Source organism: Kitasatospora sp. NPDC093550, from assembly GCF_044764985.1.
Classification (GTDB): Bacteria; Actinomycetota; Actinomycetes; order Streptomycetales; family Streptomycetaceae; genus Kitasatospora.
This window is the reverse complement of record NZ_JBIWJF010000038.1, coordinates 31,302-49,438: the sequence shown is the minus strand read 5'-3', so window position 1 is coordinate 49,438 and position 18,137 is coordinate 31,302. Positions and strand designations below refer to the sequence as shown.

Sequence of the window (18,137 nt, the reverse complement as noted above, 5' to 3'; positions counted from 1 at the left end):
CGCGCCGCGCGCGCGCGGGGGGGGGCCGCGGCGGCCGGGGGGGGGGGGCCCGCCGGGGGGGGGGCCCCCCCCCCCCCCCCCCGCGCCCGTTCGGCCCTACTCGGGCCGCCCGAGCAGGCCGCTCAGGTGCTCCGGCGTCGCCACCGGGCAGACCTTGTGCACGAAGTCCCGCCGCAGCCCGTGGTACGGCTCGCCCGCCCGGTAGAAGTTGGCGTGCATCCGCCGCAGTTCCTCGGCCCGGTACTCGGCCAGCGGCTTCACCTCCTCGTCGGCGGCGCGGCGGCGCTTCTTGTCCACCAGCCGTCCGGTGAGCTCCGGCGAGGCGGCGATCCCGGCCGCCTCCCGGGCCACCCAGCGGCGGAACTCCGCCGCGTCCCCGCCGAACGCCCGGTCCACCAGGCCGATCCGGCGGGCGTGCTCGACCCCGACGGGCAGCGCCTCGGTGGTGAGCCGCTCGGCCTGCTCGGCGCCGACCCGCTTCGGCAGGGTGTACGTCCAGTACTCGGAGCCGTACAGCCCCATCAGGCGGTAGTGCGGGTTGAGCACCGCCGAGTCGCGGCACCACACCTCGTCCGCGGCGAGCGCCATCATCAGCCCGCCGGCCGCCGCGTTCCCCGCCAGGGCCGCGACCGTCACCTTGTCCGTCGTGGTCAGGACGGCCTCGACGAAGTCGTCCATCGCGTTGATGTTCTCCCAGGACTCCAGCGCCGGGAAGGCCGAGCCCTCGATGACGTTCAGCTGGATCCCGTTGGAGTAGAAGTCCCGGGGCGCGCCGAGCACCAGCACCGAGGTGGGCCGGTCCGCCGCCTCGCGGTAGGCGGCGAGCAGCCGGCGGCACTGCTCGGTGCTCATCGCCCCGCCGGGGTAGGCGAATTCGAGGTAGCCGACCTCGCCCTCCTCGCGGTAGCGCAGCTCCGACCAGGTCGCGCGACGGGCGGCCGCCGCCGGGCTCACCGGCACATCGCGGACCCGGTACAGCTCGTCGGCGAGGACCGTGGCGGCCGGCAGCTTGAAGGTGGCCGGCCCGCCGGGGGTGCGGCGCGGGCGCAGCTGCGGGATCCACACCGCGCCGTCCACGGTGGCCCGGCAGATGGCGCCGTCCCGGGTGGCCAGCACCGCGCCGGGGCGCGGACCGCGCAGCTCGTCCTCGGGGTGGCCGCCGTGCAGGAAGAACTCCCGCCCGTACAGCTCGTCCAGCACCCCGGGCTGGGAGTCGGCGGCGCGCAGCTTGCGCAGCACGGTGGCGGTGTCGTCCAGCTCCCAGTCGATCCGGCGGTTCTCCTGGCGCAGCAGGGGCCGCAGCTCGCCGCGCACGTCCGGCCGGCCGTAGTCCAGCGGTTCGGGGGTGAACAGCCCGCCCTCGTAGCGCCGGACGGCCAGCAGGACGGCCTCCACGGCGGCGTCGGCGACCTCGCCCCGGTACAGCTCGCTCTTGCCGCAGGCGGGGACGGGGAACTCGACGGACGCCCAGACGTCGCCGGCGTCCATCTCCTCGACGGCCTGCAGCACCGTGACGCCCCAGCGCTCCGCGCCCTCGGTGATCGCCCAGTCGAGCGAGGAGGGGCCCCGGTCGCCGACCGGCCCGGGGTGCACGATCAGGACGGTCCGGGTGGACCAGATGTCCTGCGGGACGGCCTTGGTGAGCATCGGGCAGATGATCAGCTCGGGATCGGTGCGGGCCACCCCCGCCCGCATCTGCTCGTCACCGAGCGCGAGCTGCACGGCGACCTGGTGGCCGCACTCGCGCAGCTCGGTGTGGACGCGCTGGGTCAGGCTGTTGAACGCACTGGCGATCAGGAGAATGCGCAAGGGGGGCCTCCGGCGGTACAGGGGTCGCGCGGAGGCGATGAAACCACGGCATGGACACGTAACGATTACGTTCCGTACCTCGACGCTCTACCCTCACGCACCCCGCACACCTGTGGTCCCGGCGTGGTCCCCCTTCGCCCGATCTCCCCAGCTGTTTCCCAGAGTTGGGCTGGCGCCGGAGGGCCAGGACACTACCGGGCCCGCCGCCCCGGCCGTCGCGCCGGCCGCCGCCGCGCTACCGGGGGAACGCCCGCCGGGCCCGCCAGGTGGTGTGCTCGCGGGAGACGGCGTCCTCCGCGTCGGCGGCCAGCCGGGCCCAGCGCGCCTCGGCGTCCGGCGCCCTGAGGTCCAGGTCGGAGAGCTGGTTGCCGACGTTCTCCAGCTCGCGCGCGGCCAGCTGGTACGCGGCGGCCAGCGGGCGGAGCTGCTTGAGCTGCGTCCAGGCGATGATCGACGCGGCCGCGGCCGAGCTGGCGCCGAAGACGTGCACCTGCAGCGCGCCGGTGGCCTGGGCGACGGCGGCCGCCGCGCCGAGGATGATCAGCACCGCGATGCCGAGCCCCCAGGAGACCGCCTGCGAGTCGCAGGCCTCGGCCCGGGAGCGGTACCAGGTGCGCTGCCCCTCGACCCGGGTGCGCAGGTAGAGGGTGCGCCGGGCGGTCAGGCTCTCGGCACGCAGCCGCCGCATCTCCGGGGTGATCTCGGCGACCGTCTCGGGCGGCACGATCTCCGGGTCCTCGAACGCCCGCAGCACGTCCTCGACCTGCAGCAGGTAGCCGCGGTCCACGTCCGCCGACTCCGCCTCGCCGTCGAACGGACGGGCCCGGACGGTGTACTTCCAGGCCAGCGTCTTGACCGACTCGGCCGCCGCCCGGGCCTCGTACCAGCGGCCCTGCGGGTTGCTGCGGCGCAGCCGGGACCAGAAGTAACCGGCCACCAGGAAGGCGGCCACCGAGAACAGCGGCCAGACGTCGAAGTCGCCGTCGTGGTCCGGACCGGGGAACGACCCGATCACCGCGGCGATCACCAGCATCGCGATCAGGCCGCGGTACCAGCGCAGCGTCTCGCGCTGGCCGTCCAGCGAGGCCTTGTCCGCCGTCCAGAACAGCTCCGGCAGCAGCTGCGCCTCGACTCCCCCGGGCGGATCCTGTTGCACCATCGGTCGAGTCCCCTCCCCCTTCTCCGTCCAGCCAGTATTCCCGCCGCCAACTGGCCTACACGGGCGCCTTTTTGACACCTTCCGACGGTGGCCGATTGCCCGACCGCCCGGTAACCGGTAGGAACGGTTACATGCCGCTGCACTGGAAGCTCGTCATCGACTGCACCGACCCGCACCGCCAGGCCGCCTTCTGGGCCGCCGCCCTGGAGTACGCGCTGGAGGACCACGGCCCGCTGGTCGCCCGTCTGCTCGCGGCCGGCGCGATCGGCCCGGAGGCCACCACCGAGGTGGCCGGCCGCCCCGTCTGGCGCGCCCTGGCCGCCGTCCGCCACCCGGAGGACCCGTTCGACCCCGCCTCGGACACCGGCCTCGGCCGCCGGATCCTCTTCCAGGCCGTCCCCGAGCCCAAGCGGGACAAGAACCGCCTGCACCTGGACCTCCACCCCGGCCCGCAGGCGCGCGCGGCCACCGTCACCCGGCTCGAAGCCCTCGGCGCCACCGTCCTGCGCGAGGTCGAGGAACCGGGTGGCCGGTGGACCACCATGGCCGACCCCGAGGGCAACGAGTTCGACGTCCAGTGACCCCGCCCCGCCCGGAACGCACCGGGAAGCACCGGGAAGCACCGCGGCCCCGCACCCGGGTGGGTGCGGGGCCGCGGTGCCGGGCGGGTGTCAGAGCAGGCCGAAGGCCGGCATCAGGTAGTAGAAGGCGAACACCGCCGCCACCGCGTACAGCGGGGCGGGCACGCCGCGGCCGCGGCCGGCGGCCAGGCGCAGGACGCAGAAGGCGATGAAGCCGAAGCCGATGCCGTTGGTGATGCTGTAGGTGAACGGCATCATCACGATGGTCAGGAAGGCCGGGATCGCGATGGTGTAGTCGGCCCAGTCGATCTCCTTGACCGAGTTGGCCAGGATCAGGAAGCCGACCGTGACCAGGGCCGGGGTGGCGGCCTGGGCGGGGACCATGGTGGCGAGCGGGGTCAGGAACAGCGCCACCACGAAGAGCAGGCCGGTGACGATCGAGGCGAAGCCGGTCCGGGCGCCCTCGCCGACACCGGCGGTGGACTCGACGAAGCAGGTGTTGGCGGAGGCGGAGGTGGCGCCGCCGGCCGCGGTGGCGATGCCGTCGACCATCAGGACCCGGTTGATGCCGGGCAGGTCGCCCTTGGCGTCCAGCAGGTGGGCCTCGTCGGCCACGCCGAGGATGGTGCCCATCGCGTCGAAGAAGCACGACATCAGCACGGTGAAGACGAACAGCACGCCGGTCAGCACGCCGACCTTCTCGAAGCCGCCGAACAGGCTGACCTTGCCGACCAGCCCGAAGTCCGGCGCGGCGACCGGGTTGCCCGGCCACGTCGGGACGGTCAGGCCCCACTTGAGCGCCGGGACGTCGGCGACCTTGTCGATCACCACGGCGAGCGCGGTCGAGACCGCGATGCTGATCAGGATCGCGCCGGGCACCTTGCGGATCACCAGGACCAGGGTGAGCAGCAGGCCGACGACGAAGACCAGCACCGGGAAGCCGAGCAGGTGCCCGTTGCCGCCGAGCTGCAGCGGGACGGTGGTGTGCGCGGCGTCCGGGATGCGGCTGACGAAGCCGGAGTCGACCAGGCCGACCAGGGTGATGAACAGGCCGATACCGATCGCGATGGCCTTGCGCAGGCCGAGCGGCACGGCGTTCATGACCCGCTCGCGCAGCCCGGTGGCCACCAGCAGCATGATCGCGAAACCGGCCAGCACGACCATGCCCATGGCGTCCGGCCAGGTCATCCGCGGCGCGAGCTGGAGCGCCACGATGGTGTTGACGCCGAGGCCGGCGGCCAGGCCGATCGGGACGTTGCCGACCACGCCCATCAGCAGGGTGGTGAGACCCGCGGTGAGGGCGGTGGCGGTGACGAGCTGTGCGCTGTCCAGGTGAGCCCCGGTCATGTCCGTGGCGCTCGCCAGGATGATCGGGTTCAGCACCAGGATGTAGGCCATGGTGAAGAACGTGGCGACACCGCCGCGGATCTCCCGCGGCAGGGTGGAGCCGCGCTCGCTGATCCGGAAGAAACGGTCGACCGCGCTGGCGGGGGGCTTGGGCGCGGCGTCGGCGGGTTCGGGCGACTCGGTGGTCGGCTGGACCACAGGCATGCGTGCGTCCTCTGTGGGGGAGCTGAGGAGGGGGGATGACACCCGGGGCGACGGTGGCCGGGCTCAGAGCTTTCAGTATGGTTTCCGCATCGCACACGCGCTATCTTCGCGCGTAGAGCCCGGCCGGGGCCCGCGCAACCGCGACCGGCCCCCGCCGCACCGTACGCTAGGCCCCATGCCCAAGACGCCGCTGCACCCCTCGCCCCCTCCGCTGGAGGCCAATGACGTCGCCATCGTCGGCGGCGGCACGGTGGTGTGGTTCGTCGCCTTCCTCGCGCTGCTCCCCTTCCAGGGCACGCTCTCCGACCACGGCCACGGCACCTGGCCGTGGATCTGCCTCTCCGGCGGCCTGCTCGGTCTGATCGGCCTCTGGTACTGCCGCGCCCGGCGGGACGCGATCGCCCGCGGCCGCGCCGCCGAGGCGGCCGAACGCGTGACGGACGGCGACGGTCAGGACCCGGCCACCCGGTCGGACTGAAGAGTCCTTTAGTAGCACGCATCGGACATAAGGCACCCGTAGAGTCGGTGCCATGACGCAGCCTGCGCAGCCAGCGGAAGAGCGGCCGTCCGACGGGGACCGTCCGGACGGGGCCCACCCCCTCGGGCTGCTGCCCGGGCGACGCGGCGGCCTGACCGGCGCCGAGGTGGCCGAGCGCGTCGCGAAGGGGCAGGTCAACGACGTCCCGGTCCGGTCCAGCCGCTCCACCCGGGAGATCGTCCGGGCCAACGTCTTCACCCGCTTCAACGCGATCATCGGCGTGATGTTCGGGATCATCCTGGTCGTCGGGCCGATCCAGGACGGCCTGTTCGGCCTGGTCATCGTGGCCAACACGGCGATCGGCATCATCCAGGAGCTGCGCGCCAAGAAGACCCTGGACAGCCTGGCCCTGATCGGCGAGGCCCGCCCGCAGGTCCGCCGGGACGGCGGCGTCCGGCAGATCGGCGTCTCCGAGATCGTCCTCGACGACACCGTGCTGCTCGGCATCGGCGACAAGGTGATCGTCGACGGCGAGGTCACCGAGGCGGACGGCCTGGAGATCGACGAGTCGCTGCTCACCGGCGAGCCCGACCCCGTCCTCAAGCAACCCGGCGACCAGGTGATGTCCGGCAGCTTCGTGGTGGCCGGCGCGGGCGCGTTCACCGCCACCAAGGTCGGCCGCGAGGCCTACGCGGCGCAGCTCGCCGAGGAGGCCAGCAAGTTCACGCTGGTGAAGTCGGAGCTGCGCAGCGGCATCGACAGCATCCTGCGGTTCATCACCTACCTGCTGATCCCCACCGCGATCGGCCTGATCATCAGCCAGCTGGCCGTCGAGGGCCGGGACTGGCGCGAGGCCGTGCGGCGGATGGTGGCCGGAATCGTCCCGATGGTCCCCGAGGGCCTGGTGCTGCTGACCTCGGTGGCCTTCGCGATCGGCGTGATCAGGCTCGGCCGCAAGCAGTGCCTGGTCCAGGAGCTCCCGGCGATCGAGGGCCTGGCCCGGGTGGACACCGTCTGCCTGGACAAGACCGGCACCCTCACCGAGGGCGGCATGGACGTGGTCGACCTGCGGGTGCTCTCCGACGGGGAGCCCGCCGCCGTCGGCCCGGACACCGTCCGGCACGCGCTCGCCGTGATGGCCGGCGCCGACGCCCGTCCCAACCCGTCCATGCAGGCCGTCATCGACGCGTACGGGCGGGGCGACGACGCACGCGAGCGGGACGGCTGGCGGGTGATCGAGGCGATGCCCTTCTCCTCCGCCCGCAAGTGGAGCGGCGTGCAGCTGCTGGAGCCGCAGGGCGGCGAGGCCAGCTGGCTGCTCGGCGCCCCCGACGTGCTGCTGCCCGCGGGGCACCCGGCGCTGGCCGAGGTGGACGAGCTGGGCGCGCGCGGCCTGCGGGTGCTGCTGCTCGGCCGTACGCCCGTCCCGCTGGACTCCCCCGACCCGGCCGCCGACCTCACCCCGCTGGCGCTGGTGGTGCTGCAGCAGCGGCTGCGCGGCGACGCCGCCGAGACGCTGCGGTACTTCGAGGGGCAACGGGTCCGGGCCAAGGTCATCTCCGGCGACGCGGCGGTCTCGGTCGGCGCGGTGGCCGGCCACCTGGGCCTGCCCGGCGCCGACCACCCGCTGGACGCCCGCACCCTGCCCACCGACCCGGAGGAGCTCGCCGAGACCGCCGACGCGACCAGCGTCTTCGGCCGGGTCACCCCGCAGCAGAAGCGCGTGCTGGTCGGGGCACTGCAGTCGCGCGGCCACACCGTGGCGATGACCGGCGACGGCGTCAACGACGTGCTGGCGCTCAAGGACGCCGACATCGGCGTGGCGATGGGCACCGGCTCGGACGCGACCAAGGCGGTCGCCCAGATCGTGCTGCTCGACGACCGCTTCGCGACCCTGCCGTCGGTGGTCGCCGAGGGCCGCCGGGTGATCGGCAACATCGAGCGGGTCGCCTCGCTGTTCCTGGTGAAGACGGTCTACTCGGTGCTGCTGGCGCTGCTGGTGATCTTCACCCACTCGCCGTACCCGTTCCTGCCCCGGCACTCCACCGTGCTGTCCTCGCTGACCATCGGCGTGCCGGCCTTCTTCCTCGCGCTCGCCCCCAACAACGAGCGGGCCCGCACCGGCTTCGTGAAGCGGGTGCTGCGGCTGGCCATCCCCGGCGGTGTCATCGCCGGGACGGGCACCTTCGTGGCCTACGCGCTCGCCCGCGCCAACCACGCGACCGACCTCGAGGCCGACACCAGCGTCGCCACCCTGACGCTCTTCCTGATCGCCATCTGGGTGCTCGCGATCGTCGCCCGCCCGTACAGCTGGTGGCGGCTGCTGCTGATCGGCACCATGGGCGGCGCGTTCGCCCTGGTCCTGCTGGTCCCCCCGCTGAAGGAGTTCTTCCAGCTCTCCCTGGTCGGCTTCCGCGACCCGCTGGTCGGCGTCGGCATCGCGGTGATCTGCGGCATCGCCCTGGAGATCACCTGGCGCTACCTCAAGCGCCACGGCATGGAGTGAGCGGTCCGGCGCGGAGGAGCGCCGAACGCCGTGACACGCGCCGCCGGATGAGTGACAGCCCCCGCGCCGACAACCGATGATGGCCCCCGGAAGGGGGTGCCGAATGGCGCGCAGGGGTGGGGACTTGGAGGCGTTCATCGCCTTCCTGGGCGGACTGCTGGCGGTCGGGCTGACGGCCCTGGCGATGGCCGGCGTCGGCCTGACGGTCAGGCCGACACCCGCGCTGCGGGCCGCCGCGCTGGTGACCCTGGGCGCGGTCTGGCTGACCGTCGCCGGCACCGTCTACGGCCGCCTCCGGGCACGCACCGGCTGAGCCCGGGCGCGCACCGACCGAAGCCGGCCGACGCGCGCCCGCCGGGCTCAGCCCTCGAAGTCCCGGGCCGCCGACAGCTCGTACGCCCGGTCCGGCTCGCTGAGCGCGGCCAGCACCTCGAAGCGCCGGTGCCACTGCCCGACCGACCAGGCGAGGCCGGCCGCGAGGCCCTCCGGGGTGGCCGCGTGCAGCAGGCCGGGCACCGGCGGCACCTCGAACTCGTCGTCCTCGTCCTCGGCCTCGGCGAGCTCCGGGTCGTACGGCGGCTCCGGGGCGTCCGCCCCGGGGTCCCAGCGCCAGTCCACCGCGGCCTCGCCGCCGTCCGGGCCGACGACCAGCAGCTCCTCGTGCTCCTCGTAGGCCACCGGGCAGCCGGGCAGCAGCTCCCGCACCACGGCCGGGACCCGGTGCAGCACGCCCTCCGACAGCACCCGGCCGCCGGCCACCTCGCTGGCCAGCGACACGTGCAGCCGCTCCGCGAGGTCGACCGCGAGCGCCGGGGCGACCGGCAGCAGCGGGTACGGGTGCAGCAGCTGGACCAGGTCGGGGGCGTCGGCGACCACCGCCTCGGTGGCGTCCACCACCACCGTGTGGGCCGGCCGGCGGCCGGTGGCCGGGTCCAGCGGCGGCAGCGCCCGCACCACGTCCAGCGGCTCGATCCGCTCGCGGTCCACCCGGGCCAACGCGCTGTGCAAGCCGTGCAGTTGACGGTGGCCGACGACGACGGCCGGGTCGGTCATCCGGTCCAGCACCTCGTCCGGCCCGTGCGGCTCGGCGAGCAGCGCGGCCAGCGTGGTGCGCACCCCGAGCGCGTGCAGGAACTGCTCGTCCAGGGTGGTGCGCGCCTCGTCGTACAGCCCGCGCAGCAGCGGGTCCGCCCCGGCGGCGCGCAGCCCGGCGGGCTCCCGGCCGTCCAGCACCGGGTGGTCGCGCAGCCACCAGGCGGTGTACGGCGGCAGGTCGGCGTACGAGCCGTCCGGCAGCAGGGTGCGCACGGGGTTGACCACGGCGTCCCGGTACGGCGGGCGGGCCAGCGCGGCGAGCGCCTCGGGCCAGGCGTCGTCGTCCACCAGGTCCAGGTCGCGCACCGCCAGCAGCTCGGCGGCCACCGGCGGGACGCCGACCGCCTCGTCCGCCTGCAGCGCCTCCAGCACGTCCTCGGCCCAGTCGGCGAGCCCGTCCGGCGCCTCGTCCAGCAGGCCGGTGGGGTGGCCGCCGGCCGCCCGGTCGGCGGGCACGGTGGGGTCGAGCCGCTCCAGGTCGTCCGGGTCGAGGACCACGTCCTCGGCCCGCACCAGCACGAAGCCGGCCAGCACGCCGACGGCCGCGAGCACCTCGGGCCCCCAGCGCTCCAGCAGCTCGTCGTCCACCCAGCCGGCGTCCTCCTCGCGGGCGAGCGCGGCGAACGGGCTCCCGGGCAGCACGAGTTCGCCCGCGCGGGCCGGCTCGCCCTCGTCGTCGAGCAGCGCCAGCCGGGCCAGCCAGGGGTGCTCGCCCGGCTCGGCGGCCGCGGCCTTCACCAACGCCAGGACGGCGTCGGAGAGTTCGAGCGCCGTGTCCAGGTCGTCCTCGGCCACCTCGTAGGAGCGGGCGACGGCGGCCCGCACCTCGGGGGTGTCCAGCACCCCGGCCGGGGTGGCGGTGCCCGCGCCGAGCTTGGCCAGCAGCGGGTGGGCGGCCTCGGGGTGGGCCAGCCGCAGGTCGAGCGCGGCCAGCGCGCCGGCCAGCGTCTCGGGGTAGCCCGGGAAGGCCGCCCAGTCGGCGTCCTCGGAGGGCAGCAGGACGCGCCGCGGCCCGGTCACCGTCCGCCCGTCCGCGAGCGGTACGGGCAGCGCGCCGAGCGCCTCCGGATCGGCCCCGCCGAGCGCCGCGTACAGGTTGCGCCACCAGCCGGGCTCGCGGTCCAGGCCGCCGAGCTGGTCGACCACCTCGGCCAGCGGCACCCGGCGCACGTTCAGCACCCTCAGCTCGGGGCGGCGCTCCAGACCGGCCGGCAGCAGTCCGGGGAAGATCGGCGCGAGCGCCTCGACCACCGAGCCGTCCGCGCCCTCCAGCAGCGTCGCGTCCCTGGGCCGCAGCGCGGGCGTGCCCTCCTCGACCGGCGCGGGGTGCGGCAGGAACGGCGTGCCGGGCAGCCGGGAGAGCACCGCCGCGCGCAGCGCGTTGTCCAGCGCGCCCTGGCCCAGCGGACCGGGCACCAGGCCGAGCGAGCCGAGGTCCGCGCCGCGGGCCCGCAGCAGGTCGGCGTAGCTCTCGGCGGCGCGCTCGGTGAGGAAGTCCGCCAGCGGGCCGGGCGCGACGTGCCGCCGGGTGGAGTCCAGCGGGTAGGAGGCGATCAGCAGCGCGGGCAGGCCGATCGGCTCGTCGCTGGGGGTCGGGGCGTGCAGCACGGGCGCGATGCCGGGCTGCTGCGGGGCACCGTCCGCGCCGACCGGGACGGCCCAGGTCACCGTCCAGTACGGGCGGGCGCGCTCCTCGGTGGGCCGGTCGACCAGCAGCTCGGCGTCCAGGCGGCCGGAGGCGCCGGCCGTCTGCCAGACCGTCTGCCGCAGCCGCCCGCCCCCGTCGTCGGTCACCGTGACCTCGGTGACGCCGTCCGGACGGGTCTCGGCGGCGGCCCGGGTGAGCGTCCGGGTGCCCTCCGGGGTCTCCACCACGACCTCGGCGAGGCCGGACAGGGTGAGCAGCAGGGCGTCGTCGATCCCGGCCAGCAGACGGCGGGTCAGGTCCTCGGCGGCGGCGTCCCGCATCGGCAGCACGACCACCGTGTCGTAGCCCTCGGGCGCCGGTCCCTCGGCCGCGAACGGCAGCCGCAGCAGCGGCACGTGGCCGTCCCGGCGGCGCAGCTCGTCGGCCAGCGCGGGCTGTGCCTCGGCGAGCGACCGGGCCTCGCCGAGCGACCAGCGCACCCCGCCCGCGGCACTGAGCACCGCGGGCTCGTCGGAGACCGCGAGCACGGCGGCGAAGCCGACCCCGAAACGGCCGACGGCGGGCTGCTCACCGCGCTTGGACGAGGCCCGCAGGGTGGACAGCGACTCGACGGCGGCCGCGTCCAGCGGGGCGCCGGTGTTGGCGGCGGCGAGCACGCCGTCGGCGAGGGTCAGCCGCAGCCGCCCGGGCCCGTGGCCGGCCCGCACCGCCGCGTCGGCCGCGTTCTGCGCCAACTCGACCACCAGCCGGTCCCGGTAGCCGCCGAGCGCCAGCTCCTCCTCGGCGTTGGCGTCCTCCCGGAACCGGGCCGGCGAGGCGGCCCAGGCGTCCAGCACGCGCCGCCGCAGCGCGGCGCTCCCGAAGGGGTCCGCGAGGTGCTCGTCCGTGCCGCTGCCGATGATCCGAGGTTCCACTGGACCTGCCGCCTTCCGCCGCCCTGTACTTCGTACGGGGGGCATTCTCCCCCGCCCGGACACCCCCGGCGGACCAGGGGCGCCCGCTGCCTATGCTGAGGCCCCTGTTCCGATTGGCGAGGGGGGAAACGGCATGGTCTCCGACGGGTCCTGGTACGTCCTGATCGAACGTGACCGGCAGATCGACGCGGACGGCGCCCACCGGTGGCAGCTGGTCCCGCCCCAGGAGGCCCCGCTGGGCCGGGACCAGGCGGTCGGGATGGCCGAGGAGGCGGCCCGGACGTACCTCCCCCGCGAGGATTCCGAGCCGTCCCGTCCGCCGACGCGCCGGATCTTCAAAATGCCCGACGGCGGCTTCCTGGTCGAGCTCACCCACAGCGGCTGGAAGCGCCACTTCCGGGTCTCGGTCGCCGAACTGCTCCACAGCGGGCAGGACGCCCCGCCGCCGCGCCCGACGACTCCGCCGCAGGACGCCGCCCCGCCCAAGCGCGGTCTGTTCGGCCGCCGCTGAGTCCGAGGGAGCGGGCCCGGGAACGCCGACGGCCCGCGCCACTCGTGGAGTGGGCGGGCCGCCGGACGGACGTGCTCAGGAGTGGCCGAGCTCCTCGGCCGGGGCGTCGGGCTCGACGGAGCCGGAGGCGCGGTCCGGGTGGAGCTGCAGCGGCTCGACCACCAGCTCGTCCAGGATCAGCTCGGACGGCGCCGGCGGGGCCGGGATGACGGCCGCCTCGGAGTGCCCGCCGCAGCCGTACGCGAAGGAGACGATCTGGCCGTCGGCCGGGCCGAACTCGTTGCCGCACACACCGAAGGCCTGCCCCAGCGAGCCGCCGATCGGGATCAGGAAGCCGCAGCTGTTGCACGAGGCCGGCGCGGCCTGGGCCATCGGGGTCTGCGGGCCGTGGGCCTTCTCCCAGCGGTCGGCGGCCAGGTGCAGGCCGAGCCGGGAGAGCACCCGGCTGCGGCCCAGGCCGAGCTCGGCGGCGACGGCGTCGATCCGGGCCCGGGCCGGGGCGGGCTGCACGTGCGGGTCGGTGACGACCAGGTCCTCGTCGTCGGCGAGGGCGACCGCGGAGTTCGGCGCGGGCTCGTCCTCGCCGCTCCAGCCGGGCTCCAGCCGCAGGTCGTCGGCGCCGGTCGGCAGCAGGTCGCCGGGGCCCATGTCCCCCGGGCGCAGCCGCTCGCTCCACGGCACCCATTCGGGGGCGAGGACGGCGTCGGGGCCGGGCAGCAGCACGACCTCGTCCAGGGTCACGTTCTTGGCGCGCGGGGCGCGGGCGACGGTGACCGCCCAGTGCCAGCCGCGGTAGGCGGCGTCCAGGCACTCGAAGGTGTGGGTGACGACGCGGTCGGCGTCCGCCTGGACGCCGAGGTGCGCCCCGACGGCCTCCGCTCCGACGGCCTCCTCGGCTGCCTGGCGGGCGAGTTCGACGGCCTCGGCACAGAGCCGGTCGGGGGTACGGCTTCGCATCGCAGCACTCACGGCGTCGATTCTCTCCCAGTTCTTCTGTCGCCCACGGCGTGTTGCCTGTTCCGTCGCGGCTCGGTAGTCCCTCGTCCATTCTGCGCGACCGGAGGCCCCCTCGGGTACCGGCCGCGCCGCTCGACCGGCCTGCCGGCGCCCCGGCGCCCCGGCGGGCGGACCTTGGGCAGGCTACCCGCCGGTCGGTGCCCCGGCACAGTCCGGGGCGGACGCAGTCGTTCCACGACCGCGCCGAGCCGGGCACAATCCCGCGTCGGCGCGGCGAATCTGGGGCAGGATGGGCTTGTGGCGGACGACGACCCGTCGCAGCACGCACTGCGCGCCTCGCAGGCCGGCAGCCCCGACGAGGCGGACGCCGTGCCGCGACAGCAGCCGGTCCCCGACGCGGGCGAACCGCGGGCGGCGGACGGCACCGGGGCGCCCGCCGGGGCCGTGAGCCTGGTCAAGCCCGCCGCACCGGCCGGGCCGTCCGAGCCGGCCGGGCCCGCCGCGCCCGGCGCCGCCGACGCACCGGCCGCTCCCGAGCCGGACGAGGACCTGGAGGGCCCGGAGGAGGAGGTCCCCGAGCCCCGCCGGAACTTCCTGGTCCGCACCGCCTCCGCCGCCGGCTCCCGCACCGGCAAGGTGGTGCACGGCACCGGCCGCCGGATCCGCCGGGCCACCTCCGCCGAGGGCGCGGGCGAGTCCGGCCTCGCCAAGCTGATCGAGCTGCACGCGCTCAACTCCTTCGGCGACATGCTGATCACCATCGCGCTGGCCTCCACCATCTTCTTCTCGGTGCCCACCGGCGAGGCCCGCGGCCGGGTGGCGCTCTACCTGCTGATCACGATGGCCCCCTTCGCCGTCCTGGCCCCGGTGATCGGCCCGCTCCTGGACCGCCTGCCGCACGGCCGCCGGGCGGCCATGGCGATGGCGATGCTGGCCCGGGCGGTGCTGGCCTGGACGATGGCCGGGGTGATCTCCGGCGGCGGCCTCGCGCTCTACCCGGAGGCCCTCGGCGTGCTGGTCGCGTCCAAGGCGTACGGGGTGGTGCGCAGCGTCGTGGTGCCCCGGCTGCTGCCGAGCCGGCTCTCCCTGGTGAAGGCGAACTCCCGGGTCACCCTGGCCGGGCTGCTGGCCACCGGCGTGGCGGCGGGGGTGGGCGGGCTGCTGCACCTGATCGGCCCGGGCTGGCCCCTGCGCGGCGCCTTCCTGGTCTTCGTGATCGGCACCCTGATGGCCTTCCACCTGCCGCACGAGGTCGACTCGGCCAAGGGCGAGCAGCGCGCCGTCCTGCACGCCGAGGTGCACGGCGAGGGCTCGCACCTGATCCCCCACAAGCCGCCGCCGGTCAAGGCCTCGCTGCGCACCGTGGGCCCCTCGGTGATCCTGGCGCTGCGGGCGATGTCCGCGATGAAGTGGCTGGTCGGCTTCCTGGTGATGTTCCTGGCCTTCCTGCTGCGTGAGGAGCCGGTCGGCGGCCTGCAGCCGACGCTGGCGCTGGGCCTGGTGGCACTGGCCGCGGGCACCGGCAACGCGCTCGGCTCGGTGCTCGGCTCCTGGCTGCGCACCCGCGGCCCGGAGGCGACGGTCACCGCGATGCTGCTGCTGGCCACCTGCGTGACGGCCGCGGCCGCGCTCTGGTACGGCGTGGTGACGGTGATTCTGGTCGCGGGCACCGCCGGGATGGCGGCCTCGCTGGGCAAGCTGGCGCTGGACGCGCTGATCCAGCGGGACGTCCCGGAGGCGGTGCGGACCTCGGCCTTCGCCCGGTCCGAGACGCTGATGCAGCTGTCCTGGGTGGCCGGCGGCGCGGTGGGCATCCTGCTGCCGCTGAACGGGGTGCTGGGCCTGTCCGTCGCCGCCGCGGTGGTCGGCCTGGTGCTGCTGTGGACGCTCCGCTCGCTCTTCCGGGTGGGCCTGCGGCGGCACCCGACGGCGCCCCGGGTGGCCTGACCCGGCGGTGCGGCAACACGCGGTGGCCGACCCCCGCGTAGCGTGATCGGCCAGGCCCGGTAGATTCTGATCCCATGAGCCTCAATTCCCGTGCCATCGCCGCCCTCGGCGCCGTCGTCGTGGTCGGCGCCGCCACGGTGGGCACCTCCGTCGCCATCGCGTCCGACCAGACCGAGCACATCTCGCACCGTGCCACCCTCACGGTCGGCAACTCCTCGATCGTCGCGGACCCGCTGTGCTGGAACAACGGCAGCCCGATCACCGAGGACCTCCAGGACAAGTGCCAGGAGGCCGCCAACGACGCCCTGAAGAACGGCACCCTGCCCACGTCGGACGTGGTGGCGAGCGACCGGGTCGGCGTCGGTGTCTCCCCGAACGTGGCCGACTCGGGCTGGTGGGCCTTCAGCAACGGTGGCTCGACCTCCGGCGGCGGGCGCACCAGCATCGCTTCGTACGCCAAGGGCCCGACCTGGTCCGGCGCCCAGCAGGCGAACAAGATCCTCAACGCCAGCGGCAAGACGCTGATCACCGTGGTCGAGGGCGACAAGAACTCGGACAACCCGATCGCCGTCTGGTACTTCCAGCTGAACACCCAGGACAGCTGACGGTCCTGCGATGACCGCGCACGGCGCCGGAAACGGCGAGCACGAGCAGTCGGGCCCCGGGCGGGCCCGGCTGCTCGTCGTCGTCGCGGTGGCCGCCGAGGCCGAGGCCGTGCTGCGCGGCCTGCCCGGCGGGGCCGTCGCCCTGCCGCTGCCCGGTGGCACCCTGCACCGCTCCGGGGGCGCCCCGGTGGACGTGCTGGCCGCCGGGGTCGGCCCGGCCGCCGCCGCGGCCGCCGCCTCCGCCGCGCTGGCCGCCCGCCCGTACACCCTGGTCGTCTCGGCCGGGATCGCCGGAGGCTTCGCCCCGCACGCCCCGGTCGGTGCCACCGTGGTGGCCGACGCGATCGTGGCCGCGGACCTCGGCGCGGAGACCCCCGAGGGCTTCGCCGACGTCACCGAGCTCGGCTTCGGCACCGTCCGGCACACCCCTCCCCCGGCGCTCGTCGGGCTCGTCGGGCGGGCGCTGGCCGACCGCGGCGCCGTCACCGGCCCGGTGCTGACCGTCTCCACCGTCACCGGCAGCGCCCGGCGGGCCGCCGCGCTGGCCGCCCGCCACCCGGGCGCGGCCGCCGAGGCGATGGAGGGCTTCGGCGTGGCCGAGGCCGCCGCCCGGTACGGCGTGCCGGCCCTCGAACTGCGCACCGTGTCCAATCCGGTGGGCCCGCGCGACCGGGCCGCCTGGCGGATCGGCGAGGCGCTGGCCGCCCTGGAGCGGGCCTTCGCCGCGCTGCCCGTCCACGAACTGGCCGCACGGCAGGCACCGGAAACGGCCGTACGGCACCAACCGATCGAGGAGGCCGGCCGTGGCTGAACGGCTGAGCATCGCGTACTCGCCCTGCCCGAACGACACCTTCGTCTTCCACGCCTGGGCACACGGCCTGGTGCCCGGGGCGGACGCCCCCGAGGTGACCTTCGCCGACATCGACGTCACCAACGGCATGGCCGAGCGCGGCGAGCTGGACGTCCTGAAGATCAGCTACGGCGCGTTGCCGTGGGTCCTGGACGAGTACACCCTGCTGCCCTGCGGCGGCGCGCTCGGGCGCGGCTGCGGCCCGCTGGTGCTCACCCTGCCGGGCGTGGAGTCCCCCGCGGACCTCGCCGGGAAGACCGTCGCGGTGCCCTCCGAGCGCTCCACCGCCTACCTGCTGTTCCGGCTCTGGGCGGCGAAGGCGGTCCCGGGCGGCTTCGGCGAGATCGTCGTCCTGCCGTTCCACGAGATCATGCCGGCCGTCCGGGACGGCCGGGTGGACGCCGGCCTGGTGATCCACGAGGCCCGCTTCACCTACCGGCAGTACGGGCTGCACAGCCTGGCCGACATGGGCGAGGCCTGGGAGCGGGAGACCGGGCTGCCGATCCCGCTGGGCGCGATCGTCGCCAAGCGCTCGCTCGGCGCCGAGCGACTGCGGGCGATCGCCGACGCCGTCCGCGCCTCCGTCCGACAGGCCTGGGCCGACCCGGCGGCGAGCCACGCGTACGTGCTGGCGCACGCCCAGGAGATGGACCCGGACGTCGCGAAGCAGCACATCGAGCTGTACGTCACCGAGTTCACCGAGGACCTCGGCGAGGAGGGCTACGCGGCCGTCCGCGCACTGCTCACCCGGGCCGCCGCGGAGGGGCTGGTGCCCTCGCTCGACCCGGGTGCGCTGGCGTTCTAGGGCACGCCGGACAGGCCCCGGCTCCCGCCTCCGGCGCCCTGTGCCGTGCCGGTCAGACGTCGAACTGGTCGGCCACCGCGCGCAGCAGGCCGGCCAGCTTCTGACCGGTCGGCTTGGCCGGGTAGCGCCCGCGCTGGAGGCCGGGCAGCACCGCGTCCAGGGTGGTGATCAGGTCCTGGACGATCGGGGCCATGTCGTCCGCGCTGCGGCGCTGGGCGGCGGCCACCGAGGGCAGCGCCTCCAGCAGCTGCACGGCCATCGCCTGGTCGCCGCGGTGGCCCGCGACGACGCCGAACTCGACCCGCTGGCCCGGCTTCAGCGCGGTGACACCGGCGGGCAGCGCCTTGGTGTGGACGAAGACGTCGCCGCCGTCGTCGCGCGACAGGAAGCCGAAGCCCTTCGTCTCGTTGAACCACTTGACCTGGCCGGTGGGCATCTCGAACAGTCCTCGAATGGGTGTGAGGGATCCCGGCCTGGCCGGGGATCACTGGGTGGTGGGAGAAAGGCGGCCGACCTCGGCTCGGCGCCCGTGGGCGCTCAGGGTCAGCACGCGGTCAGGAGCAGACTAACGGTCCGTGACTGCCTCATTCGTGTTCCGCGAAGGATCCACGCTCCGGGGAGCGCTCGGGGCGGCGGGGCGCGGGGATCTCGCGGTCACGGGCGACCCGGTACTGGCACGGCCGGGTCGCGTCGCTGCGCTGTCCATCGGCTCACACCCCCC

General features: G+C 75.1%; 15 protein-coding genes. 9 read left to right on the top strand and 6 right to left on the bottom strand.

Going from position 1 to position 18,137, the window contains the following annotated elements; translation table 11 throughout:
• Positions 1–96: 96 nt before the first annotated feature.
• Both ACIRD3_RS36320 and ACIRD3_RS36315 read right to left on the bottom strand, forming a co-directional pair.
• Positions 97–1,809 (bottom strand): hydrogenase maturation protein, encoded by a 1,713-nt coding sequence (locus ACIRD3_RS36320; RefSeq protein WP_402225280.1) that lies wholly within the window; start codon positions 1,807–1,809, stop codon positions 97–99.
• Between the two features lie 235 nt (positions 1,810–2,044).
• Complete coding sequence (locus ACIRD3_RS36315; RefSeq protein ID WP_402225277.1) at positions 2,045–2,968, bottom strand: DUF4231 domain-containing protein; 924 nt, start codon at positions 2,966–2,968, stop codon at positions 2,045–2,047.
• A gap of 131 nt (positions 2,969–3,099) precedes the next feature.
• Here ACIRD3_RS36315 and ACIRD3_RS36310 point away from each other — a divergent pair, with 131 nt between their 5' ends.
• Complete coding sequence (locus ACIRD3_RS36310) at positions 3,100–3,549, top strand: VOC family protein (protein ID WP_402225274.1); 450 nt, start codon at positions 3,100–3,102, stop codon at positions 3,547–3,549.
• Between the two features lie 90 nt (positions 3,550–3,639).
• Here the strand turns inward: ACIRD3_RS36310 and ACIRD3_RS36305 are convergent, their stop codons facing one another.
• A complete protein-coding gene (locus tag ACIRD3_RS36305; protein ID WP_402225273.1) occupies positions 3,640–5,100 on the bottom strand; it encodes an NCS2 family permease in 1,461 nt (486 codons plus the stop codon).
• Between the two features lie 175 nt (positions 5,101–5,275).
• On the opposite strand from ACIRD3_RS36305, the gene ACIRD3_RS36300 reads away from it, so the two are divergent.
• The 3 genes from ACIRD3_RS36300 to ACIRD3_RS36290 all read left to right on the top strand — a co-directional run bounded on the left by ACIRD3_RS36300 (position 5,276) and on the right by ACIRD3_RS36290 (position 8,397).
• Positions 5,276–5,578 carry a DUF2530 domain-containing protein gene (locus ACIRD3_RS36300; RefSeq protein WP_402225270.1) on the top strand — a complete coding sequence of 101 codons (303 nt, stop codon included), beginning with the start codon at positions 5,276–5,278 and terminating at the stop codon, positions 5,576–5,578.
• A gap of 52 nt (positions 5,579–5,630) precedes the next feature.
• On the top strand, positions 5,631–8,084 hold the full coding sequence (locus ACIRD3_RS36295; protein ID WP_402225268.1) for an HAD-IC family P-type ATPase: 2,454 nt from the start codon (positions 5,631–5,633) through the stop codon (positions 8,082–8,084).
• 103 nt (positions 8,085–8,187) lie between these two features.
• On the top strand, positions 8,188–8,397 hold the full coding sequence (locus ACIRD3_RS36290) for a hypothetical protein (protein ID WP_402225266.1): 210 nt from the start codon (positions 8,188–8,190) through the stop codon (positions 8,395–8,397).
• A 47-nt stretch (positions 8,398–8,444) separates the two neighbouring features.
• Here ACIRD3_RS36290 and ACIRD3_RS36285 read toward each other — a convergent pair whose 3' ends face one another.
• The gene (locus ACIRD3_RS36285; protein ID WP_402225264.1) at positions 8,445–11,741 is read right to left on the bottom strand and encodes a sacsin N-terminal ATP-binding-like domain-containing protein; all 3,297 of its coding nucleotides are present in this window, start codon (positions 11,739–11,741) and stop codon (positions 8,445–8,447) included.
• 133 nt (positions 11,742–11,874) lie between these two features.
• Between ACIRD3_RS36285 and ACIRD3_RS36280 the strand changes: the two genes are divergently transcribed.
• On the top strand, positions 11,875–12,252 hold the full coding sequence (locus ACIRD3_RS36280; protein WP_402225261.1) for a hypothetical protein: 378 nt from the start codon (positions 11,875–11,877) through the stop codon (positions 12,250–12,252).
• A 75-nt stretch (positions 12,253–12,327) separates the two neighbouring features.
• Here ACIRD3_RS36280 and ACIRD3_RS36275 read toward each other — a convergent pair whose 3' ends face one another.
• Positions 12,328–13,209, bottom strand: a complete 882-nt coding sequence (locus tag ACIRD3_RS36275; RefSeq protein ID WP_402225317.1) for a DUF3027 domain-containing protein — start codon at positions 13,207–13,209, stop codon at positions 12,328–12,330.
• 594 nt (positions 13,210–13,803) lie between these two features.
• Between ACIRD3_RS36275 and ACIRD3_RS36270 the strand changes: the two genes are divergently transcribed.
• The 4 genes from ACIRD3_RS36270 to ACIRD3_RS36255 all read left to right on the top strand — a co-directional run bounded on the left by ACIRD3_RS36270 (position 13,804) and on the right by ACIRD3_RS36255 (position 17,416).
• Positions 13,804–15,156, top strand: a complete 1,353-nt coding sequence (locus ACIRD3_RS36270; protein ID WP_402225314.1) for an MFS transporter — start codon at positions 13,804–13,806, stop codon at positions 15,154–15,156.
• Positions 15,157–15,230: 74 nt separating this feature from the next.
• Positions 15,231–15,761, top strand: a complete 531-nt coding sequence (locus ACIRD3_RS36265; protein ID WP_402225258.1) for a hypothetical protein — start codon at positions 15,231–15,233, stop codon at positions 15,759–15,761.
• 10 nt (positions 15,762–15,771) lie between these two features.
• The gene (locus ACIRD3_RS36260; RefSeq protein ID WP_402225256.1) at positions 15,772–16,572 is read left to right on the top strand and encodes a futalosine hydrolase; all 801 of its coding nucleotides are present in this window, start codon (positions 15,772–15,774) and stop codon (positions 16,570–16,572) included.
• Complete coding sequence (locus tag ACIRD3_RS36255) at positions 16,565–17,416, top strand: 1,4-dihydroxy-6-naphthoate synthase (protein WP_402225253.1); 852 nt, start codon at positions 16,565–16,567, stop codon at positions 17,414–17,416. The genes ACIRD3_RS36260 and ACIRD3_RS36255 overlap by 8 nt, the downstream gene beginning before the upstream one ends.
• Positions 17,417–17,468: 52 nt before the next feature.
• On the opposite strand, the gene ACIRD3_RS36250 is transcribed toward ACIRD3_RS36255, so the two are convergent.
• Positions 17,469–17,852 (bottom strand): cold-shock protein, encoded by a 384-nt coding sequence (locus ACIRD3_RS36250; protein WP_402225251.1) that lies wholly within the window; start codon positions 17,850–17,852, stop codon positions 17,469–17,471.
• Positions 17,853–18,137 lie beyond the last annotated feature (285 nt).